We start from the raw sequence: 18979 nt of genomic DNA, 5'->3' as shown, positions 1-18979 counted from the left end.
TAGTACACGTGCCTCTTAGATTGCGGCGGCCAGTCTACATAACTCGTCGTGAAAACTTTCAGTCATTTTCATCAAAAAGTGTGAACCGGCTCAAATTAGTGGTTTTGACGAACAAAAAGGCCCTCATCCGCTAAGATGATGACTTTTCGAAAAAACGGGCAATGAAGTTCGTCAGCTATTGCTGGTCAGATTCTGATAAATCGTCTTGTGTCTGGCCGAGTAGCGCCAGCTCCAACAATGCATATCGATGCTCAACAAAGTTGTGAACGTTGTTGGCGACCGTCAGCTTGAACAACGCTTCTGCGTTGTCCTTCTCCCCCAGACTTAGGTAATACTTACCTAAATAGAAGTTGGTTTCACTGAGATGTTCAGCGAGCGAGGTGTTATCCGTTGCGTCCGCCTGGAGCCGTTCCATCAGCGTTTTTTCGCTGATATCGCCCAGGTAGAACTCGACAATATTCCATCCCCATTGCTCCTTCACCGCTTTGTCGTAACGCTGCTTGAGCGAGACTTTTGCCTGGTCTGCGTTGATCTCACGTTCAGTGAGATACAGCCACAGGCTGCGGAAGGGATCGTTAGGATCGTCTTGATAAAACGCCAGCAGATCATCTTGCGCCAGTTTAAATCTTCCGCCGTAATACAGAGCGATACCACGATTTAAACGCGCATAATTGTAAGTTGGATCAAGCTCAAGTACAGAATCAAACGCTTCATAGGCAGCATCAAAGTTGCCTGCCTGCGTTAAATATATGCCTAAGTAATTGAATACTTCAGGCATATCCGGTCTGATAGACAGCGCTTGTGAAAAATCATTTCGCGCCAGTGCTCTCAAACCGAGACTATCATACAACACTCCGCGCTCATATAACAGCTGTGCGCGTTCATCATCGGTCAATGACCGACTGGCAAGTATTTGTTCCATGCGCGCGAGAATGACTTCCTGCTGCAGCGTAGGCTGCAAGGGGACCGCCAGTACTTCGTTCTTACGCCAATCGGTGTTGCTGCATCCTGCCAGCGTCAAAGCTGTCGCAACAATACACCAGCGCAAAAATGGCTTCATTTACCACTCCCGAAAACAAACATTGGGATGCACATCCTGTCATCCGCCTGCCGTTCACAAGGCCATCCAGCCCTCGCGATGAAACAATCCTCCGCACCCGAAGGTGCGGAGAACTCAATGGTCTTGCCGTTACTCTGCTTCAGGTGCTGCAGGAGCTTCAGCTTCAGGCTGGGCCTGTTCGCTGGCTTCTTTGATGCTCAGGCGTACGCGACCCTGACGGTCAACTTCCAGTACTTTCACTGGTACTTCCTGGCCCATCTGCAGGTAGTCTGTCACTTTCTCAACGCGCTTATCAGCGATTTGAGAGATGTGAACCAGACCTTCTTTACCACCGCCGATAGCAACGAAGGCACCGAAGTCAACGATGCGGGTCACTTTACCGTTATAGATACGGCCCACTTCGATTTCTGCGGTAATCTCTTCGATACGACGGATAGCGAATTTCGCTTTCTCACCGTCAGTCGCTGCGATTTTAACCGTACCGTCATCTTCAATTTCAATGGTAGTACCGGTCTCTTCAGTCAGCGCACGGATCACAGAACCACCTTTACCGATCACGTCTTTAATCTTATCAACGCTGATCTTGATGGTATGGATGCGTGGAGCAAACTGAGAGATATCGCCACGCGGGGTGCTGATTGCCTGCTCCATAACGCTCAGGATATGCAGACGCGCACCCTTAGCCTGGTTCAGCGCTTCATGCATGATTTCGCGGGTGATGCCTTCAATTTTGATGTCCATCTGCAGCGCGGTGATACCTTCACGGCTACCGGCTACTTTGAAGTCCATGTCGCCCAGGTGATCTTCGTCACCCAGAATGTCTGACAGAACAACGAAGTTATCGTTGTCTTTCACCAGACCCATCGCAATACCGGCTACGGCTGCTTTGATAGGGACACCGGCGTCCATCAGTGCCAGAGAAGCACCACATACAGACGCCATGGAGGATGAACCGTTAGATTCAGTGATTTCAGACACGACACGTACAGTGTACGGGAACGCATCGCCTTTTGGCATGACGGCCAGAACACCACGTTTCGCCAGACGACCGTGACCAATTTCACGACGCTTAGGCGAACCGACCATGCCGGTTTCACCGACAGAGTACGGAGGGAAGTTGTAGTGGAACAGGAAGTTATCAGTACGCTCACCCATCAGTTCATCCAGGTTCTGCGCATCACGGGCAGTACCCAGTGTCGCGGTAACCAGTGCCTGAGTCTCACCACGGGTGAACAGTGCTGAACCGTGGGTACGTGGCAGAACGCCGGTACGCACATCCAGACCACGGATCATGTCTTTTTCACGGCCATCAATACGTGGCTCGCCGCGCAGAATGCGGCTACGTACCACGTCTTTTTCCAGCGCGTGCAGAATGTCGCTGATCTCACCGGCATCCAGTGACTCGTCTTCAGCCAGCAGGGTCGCGGTGGTTTCTGATTTAATCACGTCAACCTGAGCATAGCGCTCCTGTTTTTCGGTGATACGGTAAGCGTCGCTCAGACGGGCTTCAGCCAGCGCAGCGATACGGGCGTTCAACGCGTCGTTCGGTGCTTCTGGTGTCCAGTCCCAGCGAGGTTTGCCTGCTTCAGCCACCAGTTCGTTAATGGTGTCGATAACAATCTGCTGCTGCTCATGGCCATACACCACAGCACCCAGCATCTGGTCTTCGCTTAACAGTTCAGCTTCTGACTCCACCATCAGCACTGCGCCTTTGGTACCGGCAACGACCAGATCCAGTTTGCTCTCTTTCAGCTCATCGGTCGTTGGGTTCAGCACGTACTGGTCGTTCAGGTAACCGACGCGCGCAGCACCGATTGGGCCGTTGAACGGCAGGCCAGAGAGTGACAGCGCCGCAGAAGCACCGATCAGAGCAACGATGTCCGGGTTAACCTGTGGGTTAACGGAAACAACGGTAGCGATAACCTGCACTTCGTTGACGAAACCTTCCGGGAACAGTGGGCGCAGCGGACGGTCAATCAGACGTGAAGTCAGTGTTTCGCCTTCGCTTGGACGGCCTTCACGACGGAAGAAGCTGCCAGGGATACGACCAGCAGCGTAGGTACGCTCCTGATAGTTAACAGTCAGCGGGAAGAAATCCTGACCTGGTTTTGCATTTTTACGGCCAACAACTGTCACGAACACCGCGGTGTCGTCCATGCTTACCATCACGGCAGCCGTTGCCTGGCGGGCCATCATACCGGTCTCAAGAGTGACGGTATGCTGACCATACTGGAATTTTTTTACGATCGGGTTCAGCAAAATTAGTTCCTTAACTTCAGGGCCGGTAGTTTTTTATACCGACCGTGGATATTTAATCTTCATTTTGCATCCTCGCGACTAATGACAACCCTAACCCCAGATGGGATAAAGCCTCTCATTAGCCGCGCGAACGTCTGCAACTGAAGATCACACTCAGCAACAATACAATAGTTTGCGTGTAATTGCTGCCGCTTGCTTGAAAAAAGGGGCCTTAAAGGCCCCTTTCCAGCGAAACTCGCACCAGGTTGTCCGATGACCCACTTACACTTTCAGAAGATCCGAAACCGTGGCGGGACAACCTGTAAGACTTAGCGACGCAGACCCAGACGTTCGATCAGGCTGGTGTAGCGTGCAACGTCTTTACGCTTCAGGTAATCCAGCAGCTTACGACGCTGGGATACCATGCGCAGCAGGCCACGACGGCTGTGGTGGTCTTTCTTGTGCTCAGAGAAGTGACCCTGCAGATGAGTAATCTGCGCGGTCAGCAGTGCAACCTGAACTTCAGTAGAACCACTGTCGTTTGCGCCACGACCGAAATCAGCAACGATCTGTGCTTTAGTTTCAACACTTAGAGACATGAGACAACTCCAAAAATTAAGATAAATGTACAGGCGCCGATCTCTAATTCAGCAACCCAGTGTAAAGCCGCGCCATTCTACTCTTCGCGCTACTTAAGCGCAAATAGCTAGTCGAAATATTCTACAACCAGCCGGCGCGGGGCAACGCGTCCATCGTCGGCGATTTCCGCCATACCGATAAACTTCTGCTCCTCGCCTTCCGTTACCCGCACCAGTCCGCTGGCGGGGGCCCCTGCAACCTGTACCGGCATGCCCTGCTTAAAGTAAGCCGCGACAGCACTCAGCAGATTCACCACGGGATACTCTGCCGCCGGACTGTCCATTGGCATCAGCAGTGCGTCCAGCAGGTCGGCAGGTGACTGCTCGCTACGGTGAGCCTCTTCCGTCAGGGCATTAAGCTGTTCCAGCGTCACCATTTTTTCAATGGGATACGTGGCTACCTGCAAACGGCGCAGGTAGGTGACGTGCGCACCGCAGCCCAGCTTTTCACCAAGATCGTCAATGATAGTGCGAATGTAAGTGCCTTTTGAGACATGGATTTCCAGCTCAAGCTCATGGCCTTCGTGACGAATAAACAGCAGTTCATAGACCGTGATACTGCGCGACTCGCGCGGCACTTCGATGCCTTCACGGGCATATTCGTACAGCTTGCGGCCCTGGTATTTCAGCGCTGAATACATGGACGGGATCTGCTGCGTTTCACCGCGGAAACTGTCCAGCGCCTGCGCCAGCGTCTCGGCACTGAACGCGACCGGACGCTCGCTGACAATCACCCCATCGGCATCGGAGGTATCGGTGCGCTGCCCGAGACGGGCAATGACCCGATAACGCTTGTCCGATTCCAGCAGATACTGGGAAAACTTGGTCGCTTCACCCAAACAGATCGGCAGCATGCCGGTCGCCAGAGGATCGAGCGCGCCGGTGTGGCCCGCGCGATTGGCGTTATACAGGCGTTTGACTTTCTGCAGCGCGTCGTTGGAGGACAAACCGCCAGGCTTGTCCAGCAACAGAACGCCATGGATATCACGACCGCGACGACGAGGACGACTCATTACTCTGCTTTGCCTTCTTCCTGGTTCTCTTCCTGGCCATCTTCAACCGGGCCACGACGCTCTTCGTCATTTCTGACCACGTTCGTTACCAGGTTAGACATGCGCATCCCTTCAACCAGTGAGTTGTCGTAGAAAAACGTCAGCTCAGGCACGATACGCAGGCGCATCGCTTTGCCGAGAAGGGAGCGGATATAGCCAGCCGCATCACCGAGGGCACGCAGGCCGCCTTTGATAGCTTCTTCGTCTTTATCGTTCAGGAAGGTCACGAACACTTTGGCGTAGGCCAGGTCACGTGACACATCCACACCGGAAACCGTTACCATCATGCCCAGGCGCGGGTCTTTAATCTCACGCTGCAGGATCATGGCGATCTCTTTTTGCAGTTCCTGAGAAACACGCTGCGGGCGACCGAATTCTTTCGCCATAATTTTATCTCTCTTATAAAAGATTGGGAGGCCAGAAGCCTCCCAAATTAGTGTTGTTGATTGCGGACGTCGACTTAGTCGATGGTGCGCTGGATTTCGATAATTTCGAAGACTTCGATCATATCGCCAACACGCACATCGTTGTAGTTCTTCACGCCGATACCACATTCCATGCCGTTACGGACTTCGTTAACGTCATCTTTGAAGCGGCGCAGAGATTCCAGCTCGCCTTCGTAGATCACCACGTTGTCACGCAGAACACGGATTGGGTTGTGACGTTTGATATTACCTTCCGTCACCATACAACCGGCGATGGCACCAAATTTCGGTGATTTGAACACGTCACGTACCGCTGCCAGACCGATGATCTGCTGTTTGTACTCTGGTGCCAGCATCCCGCTCATCGCGGCTTTCACTTCGTCAATCAGATTATAGATGACGGAGTAGTAACGCAGATCCAGGCTTTCTGAGTCGATCACGCGGCGCGCTGAAGCATCAGCACGCACGTTGAAGCCCACCAGGATGGCGTTAGAAGCTGCAGCCAGCGTCGCGTCGGTTTCAGTAATACCACCTACGCCGGAACCGATGATTTTCACTTTTACTTCATCAGTAGAAAGCTTCAGCAGTGACTCGGAGATAGCTTCGACAGAACCCTGTACGTCAGCTTTCAGCACGATGTTCAGCTCGGAAACTTCGCCTTCAGTCATGTTCGCAAACATGTTCTCCAGCTTAGATTTTTGCTGACGTGCCAGCTTAACTTCACGGAATTTGCCCTGACGATACAGTGCCACTTCACGCGCTTTCTTCTCGTCACGTACGACGGTCGCTTCATCACCCGCTGCCGGAACACCGGACAGACCGAGGATCTCAACCGGAATAGAAGGACCGGCAGTCATCACTTCGCGGCCCATCTCGTCACGCATCGCACGCACACGGCCGTATTCGAAGCCACACAGAACGATATCGCCTTTATTCAGCGTACCTTCACGAACCAGAACTGTTGCGACCGGACCACGACCTTTATCCAGGAAGGATTCGATTACCACACCGCTTGCCATACCCTGACGAACAGCGCTCAGTTCCAGCACTTCCGCCTGCAGCAGGATAGCGTTCAGCAGGTCATCAATACCGGTACCGACTTTCGCTGAAACGCTGACGAACATGTTTTCGCCGCCCCACTCTTCCGGGATAATCCCGTACTGAGTCAGTTCAGTTTTAACACGGTCTGGATCGGCATCAGGCTTATCGCATTTGTTCACCGCCACGACAACCGGCACTTTGGCCGCTTTCGCATGCTGGATCGCTTCGATAGTCTGTGGCATCACGCCATCGTCTGCAGCAACAACCAGGATAACGATATCCGTTGCCTGAGCACCACGAGCACGCATTGAGGTAAACGCGGCGTGGCCTGGGGTATCCAGGAAGGTCACCATACCGTTGTCAGTTTCAACGTGGTAGGCACCGATGTGCTGGGTAATGCCGCCCGCTTCGCCAGAGGCGACTTTCGTGGAGCGAATGTAGTCCAGCAGGGAGGTTTTACCGTGGTCAACGTGACCCATGATGGTCACGACCGGTGCACGAGACTCATGCACAGCATCGGTATCACGGTCGCTCATGACCGCTTCTTCCAGCTCGTTTTCGCGGCGCAGTGTCACTTTGTGACCCATTTCTTCCGCGACCATCTGAGCAGTTTCCTGGTCGATGACCTGGTTGATGGTGGCCATGGCGCCCATTTTCATCATCGCTTTGATGACCTGGGAACCTTTCACCGCCATCTTGTTAGCCAGTTCCGCTACGGTGACAGTCTCACCGATAATCACGTCACGGTTAACCGCCTGTGCTGGCTTATTGAAGCCCTGCTGCAGGGTGCTTGGCTTGCGCTTGCCGCCTTTACCGCCGCGAACCTGCGCACGCGCTTCTTCACGGTCAGTTTTCGCTTCAGAATGCTTGTTGCCTTTCTTGCGAACCGGGGCTTTAGCCGGACGAACAGCAGTACGTGTACGGCGGTCACCTTCGACCTGCGCGTCATTTTCGTCTTCTGCTGCACGAGCATGAGTTGAAGTGGTCACGTGATAATCAGAAGTGTCTTCGACTTCTTTAACCTGTGTCCACTCTTCGCCTTTCTCTTCCGCCATTTTACGTGCCTCTTCGGCTACGCGCTTCGCTTCTTCTTCGATCTTGCGACGCGCTTCTTCTTCCGCTTTACGCTTCAGTTCAGCCGATTCCGCTTCGCGGCGGGCTTTATCGGACTGAGAGGCCCGGGTCATTTCGTCGGTATGTTGATTGCTCACTTTATCTTTTTCCGCCGCTTCACGTTTGGCTTTATCAGCTGCCTCACGCTTGGCCTGCTCCTCGGCTTCACGCTTTGCTTTGTCTTGAGCTGCGCGCTGGGCCTGTTCTTCAGCCTCGCGACGAGCCAGTTCTTCCGCTTCACGCTCTGCCTGGGCTTCCGCTTCTGCCTGTTCAGCATCTGCCGGATCGCCTTTTACATAAGTGCGTTTTTTGCGGACTTCGATTTGCACCGACTTACTTTTGCCCCCGGTGCCTGGAACATTCAAGGTGCTGCGCGTTTTGCGCTGCAGAGTAAGCTTACCAGATCCACCGCCATGTTCGCGGTTCAGATGGGTCAGCAATGTCTCTTTTTCGTGCTGGGTAACAGAGTCGGTTTCAGACTTTTGGATCCCTGCGTCAGCAAATTGCTGTACCAGGCGTTCTACCGGTGTCTGAATCTCTGCGGCCAGCGATTTTACGGTTACATCTGTCGTCATGCTGTTCCTTCCTGCTACAGTTTATTACGCGTCGTCGCCGAACCAACAAATATTTCGTGCAGCCATAATCAGCTCACCAGCCCGTTCATCGTTCAGGCCCTCAATATCTGACAGATCGTCCACACCCTGCTCGGCAAGATCTTCCAGCGTACGTACGCCTTTAGCTGCCAGCTTGTAGGCCATCTCGCGCTCCAGACCTTCCAGGTTCAGTAAATCTTCCGCTGGTTGGCTGTCGCCGAGGCTCTCTTCCTTGGCCAGTGCCAGGGTGGTTAACGCGTTTTTAGCTCGGTCGCGCAACGCTTCTACTGTCTCTTCATCAAGACCGTCGATTTCCAGCAGCTCGTTAATCGGCACATAAGCCAGCTCTTCCAGGGAAGAGAAGCCCTCTTCGACCAGAACGGTAGCGAAGTCTTCGTCGATATCGAGATGTTTGGTAAAGACGTCGATGGCAGCATGAGCTTCAGCCTGATGCTTGGCCTGCAGGTCGTCGACCGTCATCACGTTTAGCTCCCAGCCACTTAACTGTGAAGCCAGACGCACGTTTTGGCCATTACGGCCGATCGCCTGAGCCAGATTACCGGCTTCTACTGCGATATCCATGGTGTGATTATCTTCATCCACCACGATAGAGGCGACATCCGCCGGGGCCATTGCGTTGATCACGAACTGAGCAGGATTATCATCCCACAGCACGATATCAATACGCTCGCCACCCAGCTCACTGGATACCGCCTGAACACGCGCACCACGCATACCTACGCAAGCACCGACCGGGTCGATACGCTTGTCGTTGGTTTTCACAGCGATTTTGGCTCGGGAGCCTGGATCGCGCGCAGCGGCTTTAATTTCAAGTACTTCTTCGGCAATTTCCGGCACTTCAATGCGGAACAATTCGATCAGCATTTCCGGTTTGGAACGGCTGACGAACAGCTGAGCACCACGCGCTTCAGGGCGCACAGCATACAGCACGCCACGGATACGGTCACCCGGACGGAAGTTTTCACGCGGCAACATATCTTCGCGAATGATCACGGCTTCTGCGTTGGTATTAGAACCATCGTTTGGTCGGACTTCGAGCGAGATATTATCGCGGTTTACTTTCTTCACCACGCCAGTGATGATTTCGCCTTCCTGCTCGCGGAACTGATCGACGACCATCGCGCGCTCAGCTTCACGAACTTTCTGTACGATAACCTGCTTGGCAGTCTGCGTGGTAATACGGTCAAAGGTGACAGATTCGATCTGGTCTTCAACAAAGCCACCCAGGCCCAGTGATTCATCTTCGTAGACGGCGGCTTCCAGCGTGATTTCACGCGTCGGCATCGTCACTTCGTCCACAATCAGCCAACGACGGAAGGTATCGAAGTCGCCACTTTTGCGATCGATACTGACGCGAACGTCAATTTCCTGCTCGTATTTTTTCTTGGTGGCTGTGGCCAGCGCGCTCTCCAGCGCTTCGAAAATCTTCTCGCGTGGGAGGGACTTCTCATTAGAGACCGCTTCTACAACAGCTAAGATTTCTTTGTTCATCCTGGTATGCCTCAATCCGGACTTTTAAAAGTGGGGAACCAGGTTCGCCTTCTGGATGTTACTCAGCGCGAACACTTCGTCGTTACCCTCAACGGCAACAGTAATCATCTCGCCTTCAACAGACTTAATGATACCCTGCCATTTGCGACGGTTCTGGACCGCCATACGCAGCACCAGGCTCACTTCTTCGCCAGTAAAACGTACATAATGTTCTGCGGTAAACATCGGGCGGTCAAGACCAGGCGAGGAAACTTCGAGGTTATAAGCCACGGTAATCGGGTCTTCGACGTCGAATACCGCACTGACCTGGTGACTCACATCAGCGCAATCATCAACATTGATGCCATCTTCACTATCAATATAGATGCGCAAGGTGGATGTGCGACCGCGTACAAACTCAATACCAACCAGTTCGTAGCCTAGCGCTTCTACCGGTGCTGAGATCAGCTCTGTTAATTTTTGCTCTAATGTGGACAATCCCACCCCCAAGACGTAAAAAAAGGGCCTATAGCCCAGTGATGCTGCTTCCTGATAACAAAAAACCCCGAAATATCGGGGCTTAGTGCGACTGGACCCTGTACACCGCCGTCGGCGGCTCGGCACAATCCAAGAGAATTTTTTTCAAAATCAACTGAGATACCTATGTGATGTATACAGTTTATTTGAAAAAGAACTCTAAGGGAAAGTGGTTGCGGGGGCCGGATTTGAACCGACGACCTTCGGGTTATGAGCCCGACGAGCTACCAGGCTGCTCCACCCCGCGTCCGAATACTACGCAAAACTTGCAGAATTTGCAAGCACAACTGAGATTTGGTACCGAGGACGGGACTTGAACCCGTAAGCCCATGCGGGCACTACCACCTCAAGGTAGCGTGTCTACCAATTCCACCACCACGGCACTAAAGAGGCGACTATTTTATTTCTGTCGCGTCGAAATCATTACTGCTTGTACTGCTGAGGTACTGTACTGCTTACTGCGGGATATCGCTGCCCGGCGCTGCCGGTTTAGCAGGCGAAGTCTGTTGAGACTGTGCTGGCTGAGTCAGGTTTTCCCACTCGCTTCCTTTCTGGGTTTTGTTGCTGTTGATGTTACCCAGAACCAGACTGATAATGAAGAACAGGGTCGCCAGCACTGCAGTCATACGGGTCATGAAGTTACCAGAACCGTTAGAACCGAACAGCGTACCAGAAGCGCCTGCACCAAATGATGCTCCCATATCAGCGCCTTTACCTTGCTGAAGCATGATCAGACCCACAAGGCCGATTGCCACAATAAGGAAAACTACTAAAAGAGCTTCGTACATAATCAACCTTGTTCCTGGTGCGTTACACGCACATCAAAAGCATCAAGCCAGTTAGTCTTAATAAGCAGTTCACAACCTGCCTATGAAGCGGGTGTGAATACTAACCAAAGGCGTCCGCCCGTGCAAGGGCAATTTTATGTGCGCTCGCCGAGTGAGGAAAAAATCAGCGAAATGGTGAATTTACTATCGGGTTGAGCCTGTTTTCAGCCCGTCACCGGGAAAGGATACGCGAAAATAAAGTATGGACGACCGGAAAAAAAACCGTCCACACTTCCTATACCCGCCCTGGGCCGATGTTTTATTTCGCGCTACTGCAAAGGGTTATACCGCTTTTACCGCGTCGGCGATGCGGTGCGCCAGGGCGGTGACCTGCGCTTCGTCTTCCCCCTCCACCATCACGCGGATCAGCGGCTCCGTACCGGATTTACGCAGCAGCACGCGGCCGCGCCCTTTCAGTTCGGTTTCGACGTCTGCCGTGACGGCCTTCACGGTGGCATCTTCCAGCGGATCGTGGGTGCCGCTGAAGCGCACGTTGACCAGAATCTGCGGCAGCAGTTTCATCCCGCTGCACAGGTCATGCAGGCTCATATGGTTGCGGACCATCGCCGTCAGCACCTGCAGTCCCGCCACAATTCCGTCGCCGGTGGTGGTTTTATCCAGCAGGATCACATGGCCGGAATTTTCAGCCCCCAGTCGCCAGCCTTTCTCTTTCAACTTTTCCAGCACGTAGCGGTCGCCCACTTTCGCCCGGGCAAACGGAATACCCAACTGTTTCAGCGCCAGTTCCAGGCCCATGTTACTCATCAGTGTTCCCACCACACCACCGCGCAGCTGGCCCTGACGCAGGCCTTCACGGGCGATCAGATAGAGGATCTGGTCGCCGTCGACTTTATGGCCAAGGTGATCCACCATCATGATGCGGTCACCGTCACCGTCGTAGGCCAGGCCTACATCGGCCTTTTCCGCCAGAACACGTTCCTGCAGCAGGCGCAGGTCGGTCGCCCCGCACCCTTCATTGATATTCATGCCGTCCGGCTGTACGCCGATAGCAATCACCGTCGCGCCCAGCTCACGCAGCACGTTTGGCGCAATGTGATAGGTGGCACCGTTGGCACAGTCGACCACGATTTTCAGGCCGTTCAGGCTCAGTTCACTGGGGAAGGTGCCTTTGCAGAACTCAATATAACGCCCGGCGGCATCCACGATGCGGCTGGCTCTGCCCAGTTCAGCAGACTCCACGCAGGTAATCGGTTTTTCCATCTCCGCTTCAATCGCCTCCTCCACTTCATCCGGCAGCTTAGTGCCTTCGGTAGAGAAGAATTTAATGCCATTATCATCAAACGGATTGTGCGAGGCAGAAATAACAATACCGGCCTCTGCACGGAACGTGCGGGTCAGGTAAGCAATCGCAGGGGTAGGCATCGGACCGGTGAACGCCGCCGACAGGCCGGCGGCCGCCAGACCAGCTTCAAGCGCCGACTCCAGCATATAGCCGGAAATACGCGTGTCTTTGCCAATGATAATTTTTTTGGAACCATGACGCGCCAGCACTTTACCGGCGGCAAAACCCAGCTTCAGCACGAAATCAGGCGTGATGGGGGACTCACCCACTTTGCCGCGGATGCCGTCTGTACCGAAATATTTACGTTCACTCATTCTATTTTTCTTCCCTTGCAGACTGTGTGGCTTCGACGACACGCATCGCCTCTACGGTTTCTTTCACATCGTGTACGCGCAGAATATGGGCACCCTGCATCGCGGCTATTACCGCACAGGCAAGACTGCCCGTCAGGCGGTGCGATGGACCCACGTTCAGGAGCTGGCCCACCATACTCTTACGTGACATACCGACCAGCAGCGGCAGACCAAAGTGGTGATAATCGCCCAGGTGCGCCAGCAGTTGATAATTGTGGGACAGATTCTTACCGAAACCGAAACCCGGGTCGAGCAGCAGTTGCGATTTTTTGATCCCGGCGGCTTCGCAGCGGGCGATTTGCGTCACAAAAAAATTATCCACATCGCGCAAAATGTTCGCGTAATGCGGTGCCTGCTGCATGGTCTTTGGCTCGCCCTGCATGTGCATCAGGCAGACCGGCAGGCCGGTTTCCGCAGCAGCGGCCAGCGCACCAGGCTCTTGCAGGGAACGGATATCATTGATGATATGCGCGCCTACGCGGGCGGATTCGCGGATCACTTCCGGTTTTGACGTATCGACTGAAATCCACACCTCAAAACGCTGCGCAATGGCTTCTACCACCGGGATAACCCTCTCCAGCTCCTGCTCAACGCTCACTTCCACTGCACCGGGACGCGTTGACTCGCCACCCACATCAATAATCGTCGCCCCGGCGTTAATCATCTCATTGGCGTGCGTCAGTGCCTGGATTAACTCGTTATGCTTGCCGCCGTCAGAGAAAGAGTCAGGGGTGACATTCAGGATCCCCATAACGTGAGGATGCGAAAGGTCGAGCACAGAATCTCTGGCATACAGCTTCATAACAGCGGGTCTCCGGTAAATCAGGTATAAAAAAACCCCGGACATCGCCGGGGTTCATCGTTACTGCAGTTTACAGCGCAACGTATTACTTGTCGCCTAACTGCTCTGACATGGTGTTACCTGGGTTTGGCGTATTCGGTTCATCGACCGGACGCGGTGCCTGCGGCGTACCATTGCTATCAGAATTACTGCTGCTACCCGGATCTGTCCAGCCTGCTGGCGGACGCACTTCACGACGTGCCATCAGGTCGTCGATCTGTGGAGCATCAATCGTTTCATACTTCATCAGGGCATCTTTCATCGAGTGAAGGATATCCAGATTTTCTCCGAGGATCACGCGGGCACGTTTATAGTTCACTTCAACCAGAGACTTCACTTCCTGGTCGATGATACGCGCGGTTTCATCAGACATATGCTTGGCTTTTGCAACAGAACGACCCAGGAAAACTTCACCCTCTTCTTCTGCATACAACAACGGACCCAGTTTCTCAGAGAAGCCCCACTGTGTGACCATGTTGCGGGCAATCGACGTAGCGACTTTGATGTCGTTAGACGCGCCGGTAGAAACATGTTCCACACCGTAAATAATCTCTTCTGCCAGGCGGCCACCGTACAGCGTGGAAATCTGGCTTTCCAGTTTCTGACGGCTGGCGCTGATCGCATCACCTTCAGGCAGGAAGAAGGTCACACCCAGTGCACGTCCACGTGGGATAATCGTCACTTTGTGAACCGGGTCGTGTTCTGGCACCAGGCGACCGATAATCGCATGGCCTGCTTCGTGATAAGCGGTCGATTCTTTCTGCGCTTCGGTCATCACCATGGAGCGACGTTCTGCCCCCATCATGATTTTATCTTTGGCTTTTTCAAACTCAACCATCGATACCACGCGCTTGTTGCCACGGGCAGCAAACAGGGCAGCTTCGTTGACCAGGTTAGCCAGGTCAGCACCGGAGAAGCCAGGCGTACCACGAGCAATGATGGCGGCTTCAATATCGGTAGACAGTGGCACACGACGCATATGGACTTTCAGAATCTGTTCACGTCCGCGCACATCTGGCAGGCCAACCACCACCTGACGGTCAAAGCGACCTGGACGCAGCAGAGCCGGGTCAAGAACGTCAGGACGGTTAGTCGCAGCAATGACGATGATACCTTCATTACCTTCGAAGCCATCCATTTCAACCAGCATCTGGTTCAGGGTCTGCTCACGTTCGTCGTGACCTCCGCCTAAACCGGCACCGCGCTGACGGCCTACTGCATCAATTTCATCGATGAAGATAATGCACGGCGCTGCTTTTTTAGCCTGTTCAAACATGTCACGGACGCGGGATGCACCCACACCAACAAACATTTCGACGAAGTCAGAACCGGAAATGGTAAAGAAAGGTACTTTTGCTTCGCCAGCAATTGCTTTCGCCAGCAAGGTCTTACCGGTACCCGGAGGACCGACCATCAGTACGCCTTTCGGAATTTTACCGCCGAGTTTCTGGAAGCGGCTTGGCTCACGCAGGTATTCCACCAGCTCGCTAACTTCTTCTTTTGCTTCGTCACAACCGGCAACGTCAGCAAAGGTGGTTTTGATTTGATCTTCGGTCAACATGCGGGCCTTGCTCTTGCCGAAGGACATCGCGCCCTTTCCGCCGCCGCCCTGCATCTGACGCATAAAGAAGATCCAGACACCAATCAGTAGGAGCATTGGGAACCATGAGATGAAGATCGACGCCAGCAGGCTCGGCTCTTCTGGTGGTTCGCCCACTACTTTCACATTTTTAGTCAACAGGTTATCGAGCAACTTGGGATCGTTGACGGGAATGTAGGTCGTGTATCGATTACTGTCTTTTTTGGTTACGTTAATCTCACGCCCGTTAATACGTGCCTCGCGGACCTGATCCTGGTTCACTTCCGACAGGAAGGTTGAATAATCAACCCGACGGCCATTCGACTCGCTGGGCCCAAAGCTCTGGAATACAGACATCAGCACGACTGCGATGACTAACCAGAGAATCAGGTTTTTCGCCATGTCACTCAAGGGATTAACCTCATATTACAACTGTGTTAACAGACAGCGTAGGGTACGCCATATCCTTCATACTTGAAACCGCTGAGGTGCTGACAGCCGTTCCAGTTATTCGGGTTAAGGTTTGCGCCCTGTCGCTACAATGTACACTTCACGCGATCGAGAGCGCGAAGCGTCCGGCTTACGAATTTTTACTTTCGTAAACAGGGAGCGAATTTCCCGGAGGTATTCTTCAAAGCCATCTCCCTGAAACACTTTCACTAAAAAGCTGCCGCCAGGTGCCAGAACGTCACGGCACATTGCTAACGCAAGCTCACATAAATACATTGAACGGGGAATATCCACCGCAGGCGTACCGGTCATATTGGGTGCCATATCTGACATCACAACCTGAACTTTGGTCTCCCCTACGCGTTCCAGCAGGGCTTTCAGCACCAGTTCATCACGAAAGTCGCCCTGCAGGAAATCGACACCGACGATAGGATCCATCGGCAGGATATCACAGGCGATGACGCGACCTTTTGACCCAATCTGCGTTACAACATATTGCGACCAGCCGCCGGGAGCCGCGCCGAGGTCAACCACGGTCATGCCGGGTTTGAACAACTTATCGCCTTGCTGTATTTCGTCAAGTTTAAACCAGGCGCGCGAACGCAGCCCTTTTTTCTGTGCCTGAAGCACATATTTATCGCTAAAGTGTTCCTGTAGCCAGCGGCTGGAACTGGCCGAACGCTTTTTACCAGTCATACAATTTCCAACTATGATTCAACGTATGCGATAAATAAACCGCGCAAATCAGCGTTGCCGATTTGGTGATACACCAGAGATGGCGGTAGAATGACCCGTTTTCAATCCCAATGTAAGTAAAAAATACGATGAATCTGAGTACCAAACAAAAACAGCACCTGAAAGGCCTGGCCCATCCTCTGAAGCCCGTTGTTATGCTGGGCAACAATGGTTTGACCGAAGGGGTGCTGGCCGAGATCGAACAAGCCCTTGAGCACCATGAACTTATCAAGGTGAAAATCGCCACAGAAGATCGTGAGACGAAAGCCCTGGTGGTCGAGGCCATCGTGCGCGAAACGCGTGCAGTTAATGTGCAGGTTATCGGCAAGACGCTGGTGCTGTACCGTCCAACGAAGGAACGCAAGATCGCCATTCCGCGTTGATAAGTCGATCGGTTTTCGAACCGATCTGCCCATCTTAAGCTCAGGACGGGAGAAAGTGCCATGCTCCTGACTCTGATAAAAGGCCGCACAGCGGCCTTTTTCTTATCTTTACAAAACATTCAGCAATACACCGGATATTTTGGCAGGGAAGAAATCAGAGGTATTCCACTTTTATGATTTCATATTCCACGTCGCCACCCGGGGTTTTAATAATGGCAACGTCATCCGCCACTTTACCCACCAGGCCACGCGCCATCGGTGAATTTACAGAAATCAGATTCTGTTTAAAGTTGGCTTCGTCATCCCCCACGATACGGTAGGTTGACTCTTCATCTGTATCGACATTCAGCACGGTCACCGTGGCACCAAAAATAACGCGGCCATTCGCATTGCCCGCCATTTTGGTGACATCAATCACCTGCGCATTAGACAGTTTAGCTTCAATTTCCTGAATGCGGCCTTCACAGAACCCCTGCTCTTCACGGGCAGCGTGATACTCGGCATTTTCTTTCAAATCGCCGTGTTCACGCGCATCAGCAATTGAGGCAATAATTCTGGGGCGTTTAACGGTTTTCAGCTCTTCGAGCTCTTCGCGCAGTTTTTCCGCGCCCCTTAACGTCATCGGAATCTGGTTCATCTCAATACCTCTTAAAATCTGTCCTGTTCAAAGTGTCGTCATCCTGACGGGTGGCATGCAGAAAAGGCGTCCTGCGGCGCTTACTACTGATTTGAAACGAAAGAAGCCTGACCCGGAGCAAGCTCCAGGCCAGGATCGATTTTGCAATTTGATACGTATTTTACCCCAGAGTTCACTGGGGGTCATCGTTTACTTTGCACCGCAATGCACCGTAGTATGACAGCATCACCTGTCAGTTACCGCGAGATTATGCGATTTTCACGAATTGTTACCGGCTTTACCTGCGCATTTATGCTGCAAGCGCAGGCTGCGCCTGTGGAAGACTATACTCAATATCTTCCCGATGGTGCGAACCTTGCGCTGGTTGTGCAGAAGATTGGCGCTACCACGCCATCGATCGACTATCACAGCCAACAGATGGCCTTACCGGCCAGTACCATGAAGGTGATCACCGCGCTCGCTGCCCTGCTACAGCTTGGCCCGGATTACCGGTTCCATACGCAGCTGGAAACGAAGGGCAGCCTCAGCGGTAATACGCTGCGCGGTGACCTGGTCGCCCGATTTGGTGGCGATCCTACGCTGACCAGGCAGGATCTGCGAAATATGGTCAGTGCGCTGAAAAAACAAGGCGTTGAACATATTGATGGCAACCTGGTGATTGATACCTCGGTGTTTGCCAGTCACGACAAAGCGCCGGGCTGGCCGTGGAATGATATGACACAATGCTTCAGTGCCCCACCGGGCGCGGCCATTGTTGACCGTAACTGCTTTTCCATTTCACTGTACAGCGCTCCGACGCCAGGCGATAAAGCCTTTATTCGCGTCGCATCGTGGTATCCGGTCAATATGTTCAGCGAAGTGCGCACGCTGGCTAAGGGTTCTCCAGATGCACAATACTGTGAACTGGACGTGGTGCCAGGAGAGCTGAATCGCTTTACGCTTACCGGCTGCCTGACACAGCGAGCTGAACCCTTACCGCTGGCCTTTGCCATTCAGGATGGGGCCAGCTATGCCGGTGCGATCCTGAAAGCCGAGCTGCAGAATGCCGGGATTGATTATACTGGTCATCTGGTCCGACAGACGCTGGTGACCCAACCCGGAACCGTGCTGGCCGAAGCGCAGTCCGCACCGCTGCACGATCTGCTTAAGATTATGCTGAAGAAGTCGGACAACATGATCGCTGACACCGTCTTCCGCACCATTGGCCATGAACGCTTTGGCGTGCCGGGAACGTGGCGTGCAGGGTCGGATGCCGTGCGTCAGATCCTGCGTCAGAAGGCAAATATCGATATGGGCAACAGTATTCAGGTTGACGGTTCGGGCCTGTCACGTCACGATTTGATCTCACCGGCGACCATGATGCAGGTGCTGCAATATATCGCGCAGAATGATGCCCAGCTGAATTACATTTCCATGCTGCCGCTGGCCGGTTACGACGGAACATTACGCTATCGCGGTGGCCTGCACGAAGCGGGCGTCGATGGTAAAGTGTCGGCTAAGACAGGTTCTCTGCAGGGGGTATATAACCTCGCAGGCTTTATGACCACAGCCAGCGGCCAGCGCGTCGCGTTTGTGCAGTTCCTGTCTGGTTATGCCGTGCCACCGGAGGATCAGCGCCAGCGCCGTATCCCGCTGGTCCGCTTCGAAAGCCGTCTGTACAAAGACATTTATCAGAACAACTGA

General features: G+C 53.3%; 17 protein-coding genes and 2 tRNA genes. 2 read left to right on the top strand and 17 right to left on the bottom strand.

Annotation, left to right across the window (positions count from 1 at the left end; translation table 11 throughout):
• Nucleotides 1-15 precede the first annotated feature (15 nt).
• From yrbN to rlmE, 16 genes are all read right to left on the bottom strand, one after another.
• Nucleotides 16-72: a protein YrbN gene (gene yrbN, locus IFU29_RS22865; protein WP_098053093.1), complete on the bottom strand. Its 57-nt coding sequence runs from the start codon at nt 70-72 to the stop codon at nt 16-18.
• Nucleotides 73-175: 103 nt separating this feature from the next.
• The gene (gene nlpI / locus IFU29_RS17435) at nt 176-1060 is read right to left on the bottom strand and encodes a lipoprotein NlpI (RefSeq protein WP_191935036.1); all 885 of its coding nucleotides are present in this window, start codon (nt 1058-1060) and stop codon (nt 176-178) included.
• A gap of 129 nt (nt 1061-1189) precedes the next feature.
• Nucleotides 1190-3319, bottom strand: coding sequence for a polyribonucleotide nucleotidyltransferase (pnp, locus tag IFU29_RS17430; RefSeq protein ID WP_191935035.1), 2130 nt, complete (start codon nt 3317-3319; stop codon nt 1190-1192).
• A gap of 308 nt (nt 3320-3627) precedes the next feature.
• A complete protein-coding gene (gene rpsO / locus IFU29_RS17425) occupies nt 3628-3897 on the bottom strand; it encodes a 30S ribosomal protein S15 (protein WP_062744451.1) in 270 nt (89 codons plus the stop codon).
• A gap of 107 nt (nt 3898-4004) precedes the next feature.
• Nucleotides 4005-4949 (bottom strand): tRNA pseudouridine(55) synthase TruB, encoded by a 945-nt coding sequence (gene truB, locus IFU29_RS17420; protein ID WP_191935034.1) that lies wholly within the window; start codon nt 4947-4949, stop codon nt 4005-4007.
• Nucleotides 4949-5374, bottom strand: coding sequence for a 30S ribosome-binding factor RbfA (gene rbfA / locus IFU29_RS17415; protein WP_062744453.1), 426 nt, complete (start codon nt 5372-5374; stop codon nt 4949-4951). Before rbfA ends, truB begins: the two co-directional genes overlap by 1 nt.
• Nucleotides 5375-5448: 74 nt before the next feature.
• On the bottom strand, nt 5449-8142 hold the full coding sequence (infB, locus tag IFU29_RS17410; protein WP_191935033.1) for a translation initiation factor IF-2: 2694 nt from the start codon (nt 8140-8142) through the stop codon (nt 5449-5451).
• 24 nt (nt 8143-8166) lie between these two features.
• Entirely contained in the window at nt 8167-9672 is a 1506-nt protein-coding gene (gene nusA, locus IFU29_RS17405) for a transcription termination factor NusA (RefSeq protein ID WP_062744455.1), read from the bottom strand.
• Between the two features lie 24 nt (nt 9673-9696).
• Nucleotides 9697-10149 (bottom strand): ribosome maturation factor RimP, encoded by a 453-nt coding sequence (rimP, locus tag IFU29_RS17400; protein WP_048914488.1) that lies wholly within the window; start codon nt 10147-10149, stop codon nt 9697-9699.
• 209 nt (nt 10150-10358) lie between these two features.
• A tRNA-Met gene (locus IFU29_RS17395) sits at nt 10359-10435 on the bottom strand.
• Between the two features lie 48 nt (nt 10436-10483).
• Nucleotides 10484-10570 (bottom strand) — tRNA-Leu (locus IFU29_RS17390).
• A 73-nt stretch (nt 10571-10643) separates the two neighbouring features.
• Entirely contained in the window at nt 10644-10976 is a 333-nt protein-coding gene (gene secG / locus IFU29_RS17385) for a preprotein translocase subunit SecG (protein WP_191935032.1), read from the bottom strand.
• Between the two features lie 321 nt (nt 10977-11297).
• Nucleotides 11298-12632, bottom strand: coding sequence for a phosphoglucosamine mutase (gene glmM / locus IFU29_RS17380; RefSeq protein ID WP_191935031.1), 1335 nt, complete (start codon nt 12630-12632; stop codon nt 11298-11300).
• 1 nt (nt 12633) lies between these two features.
• A complete protein-coding gene (gene folP / locus IFU29_RS17375) occupies nt 12634-13473 on the bottom strand; it encodes a dihydropteroate synthase (protein WP_191935030.1) in 840 nt (279 codons plus the stop codon).
• An 85-nt stretch (nt 13474-13558) separates the two neighbouring features.
• On the bottom strand, nt 13559-15493 hold the full coding sequence (gene ftsH / locus IFU29_RS17370; RefSeq protein WP_191935029.1) for an ATP-dependent zinc metalloprotease FtsH: 1935 nt from the start codon (nt 15491-15493) through the stop codon (nt 13559-13561).
• Nucleotides 15494-15607: 114 nt separating this feature from the next.
• Entirely contained in the window at nt 15608-16237 is a 630-nt protein-coding gene (gene rlmE / locus IFU29_RS17365) for a 23S rRNA (uridine(2552)-2'-O)-methyltransferase RlmE (RefSeq protein WP_191935028.1), read from the bottom strand.
• A gap of 128 nt (nt 16238-16365) precedes the next feature.
• On the opposite strand from rlmE, the gene yhbY reads away from it, so the two are divergent.
• Nucleotides 16366-16659, top strand: a complete 294-nt coding sequence (yhbY, locus tag IFU29_RS17360) for a ribosome assembly RNA-binding protein YhbY (RefSeq protein WP_062744461.1) — start codon at nt 16366-16368, stop codon at nt 16657-16659.
• Nucleotides 16660-16813: 154 nt separating this feature from the next.
• On the opposite strand, the gene greA is transcribed toward yhbY, so the two are convergent.
• Nucleotides 16814-17296, bottom strand: coding sequence for a transcription elongation factor GreA (gene greA, locus IFU29_RS17355; RefSeq protein WP_062744462.1), 483 nt, complete (start codon nt 17294-17296; stop codon nt 16814-16816).
• 249 nt (nt 17297-17545) lie between these two features.
• On the opposite strand from greA, the gene dacB reads away from it, so the two are divergent.
• Nucleotides 17546-18979, top strand: coding sequence for a serine-type D-Ala-D-Ala carboxypeptidase (gene dacB / locus IFU29_RS17350; protein WP_191935069.1), 1434 nt, complete (start codon nt 17546-17548; stop codon nt 18977-18979).

It is taken from the genome of Erwinia persicina, assembly GCF_014838825.1.
GTDB classification, from domain to species: Bacteria; Pseudomonadota; Gammaproteobacteria; order Enterobacterales; family Enterobacteriaceae; genus Erwinia; species Erwinia persicina_A.
The sequence above is the reverse complement of the archived record's forward strand: the minus strand, read 5'-3'. Positions and strand labels throughout refer to the sequence as shown.

Excerpts from the sequence above, each read along its gene's own strand:
- nlpI (WP_191935036.1), bottom strand. The coding sequence starts at position 1,060 with ATGAAGCCATTTTTGCGCTGGTGTATTGTTGCGACAGCTTTGACGCTG.
- rpsO (WP_062744451.1), bottom strand. The coding sequence starts at position 3,897 with ATGTCTCTAAGTGTTGAAACTAAAGCACAGATCGTTGCTGATTTCGGT.
- truB (WP_191935034.1), bottom strand. The coding sequence starts at position 4,949 with ATGAGTCGTCCTCGTCGTCGCGGTCGTGATATCCATGGCGTTCTGTTG.
- rbfA (WP_062744453.1), bottom strand. The coding sequence starts at position 5,374 with ATGGCGAAAGAATTCGGTCGCCCGCAGCGTGTTTCTCAGGAACTGCAA.
- infB (WP_191935033.1), bottom strand. The coding sequence starts at position 8,142 with ATGACGACAGATGTAACCGTAAAATCGCTGGCCGCAGAGATTCAGACA.
- nusA (WP_062744455.1), bottom strand. The coding sequence starts at position 9,672 with ATGAACAAAGAAATCTTAGCTGTTGTAGAAGCGGTCTCTAATGAGAAG.
- secG (WP_191935032.1), bottom strand. The coding sequence starts at position 10,976 with ATGTACGAAGCTCTTTTAGTAGTTTTCCTTATTGTGGCAATCGGCCTT.
- glmM (WP_191935031.1), bottom strand. The coding sequence starts at position 12,632 with ATGAGTGAACGTAAATATTTCGGTACAGACGGCATCCGCGGCAAAGTG.
- folP (WP_191935030.1), bottom strand. The coding sequence starts at position 13,473 with ATGAAGCTGTATGCCAGAGATTCTGTGCTCGACCTTTCGCATCCTCAC.
- ftsH (WP_191935029.1), bottom strand. The coding sequence starts at position 15,493 with ATGGCGAAAAACCTGATTCTCTGGTTAGTCATCGCAGTCGTGCTGATG.
- rlmE (WP_191935028.1), bottom strand. The coding sequence starts at position 16,237 with ATGACTGGTAAAAAGCGTTCGGCCAGTTCCAGCCGCTGGCTACAGGAA.
- yhbY (WP_062744461.1), top strand. The coding sequence starts at position 16,366 with ATGAATCTGAGTACCAAACAAAAACAGCACCTGAAAGGCCTGGCCCAT.
- greA (WP_062744462.1), bottom strand. The coding sequence starts at position 17,296 with ATGAACCAGATTCCGATGACGTTAAGGGGCGCGGAAAAACTGCGCGAA.
- dacB (WP_191935069.1), top strand. The coding sequence starts at position 17,546 with ATGCGATTTTCACGAATTGTTACCGGCTTTACCTGCGCATTTATGCTG.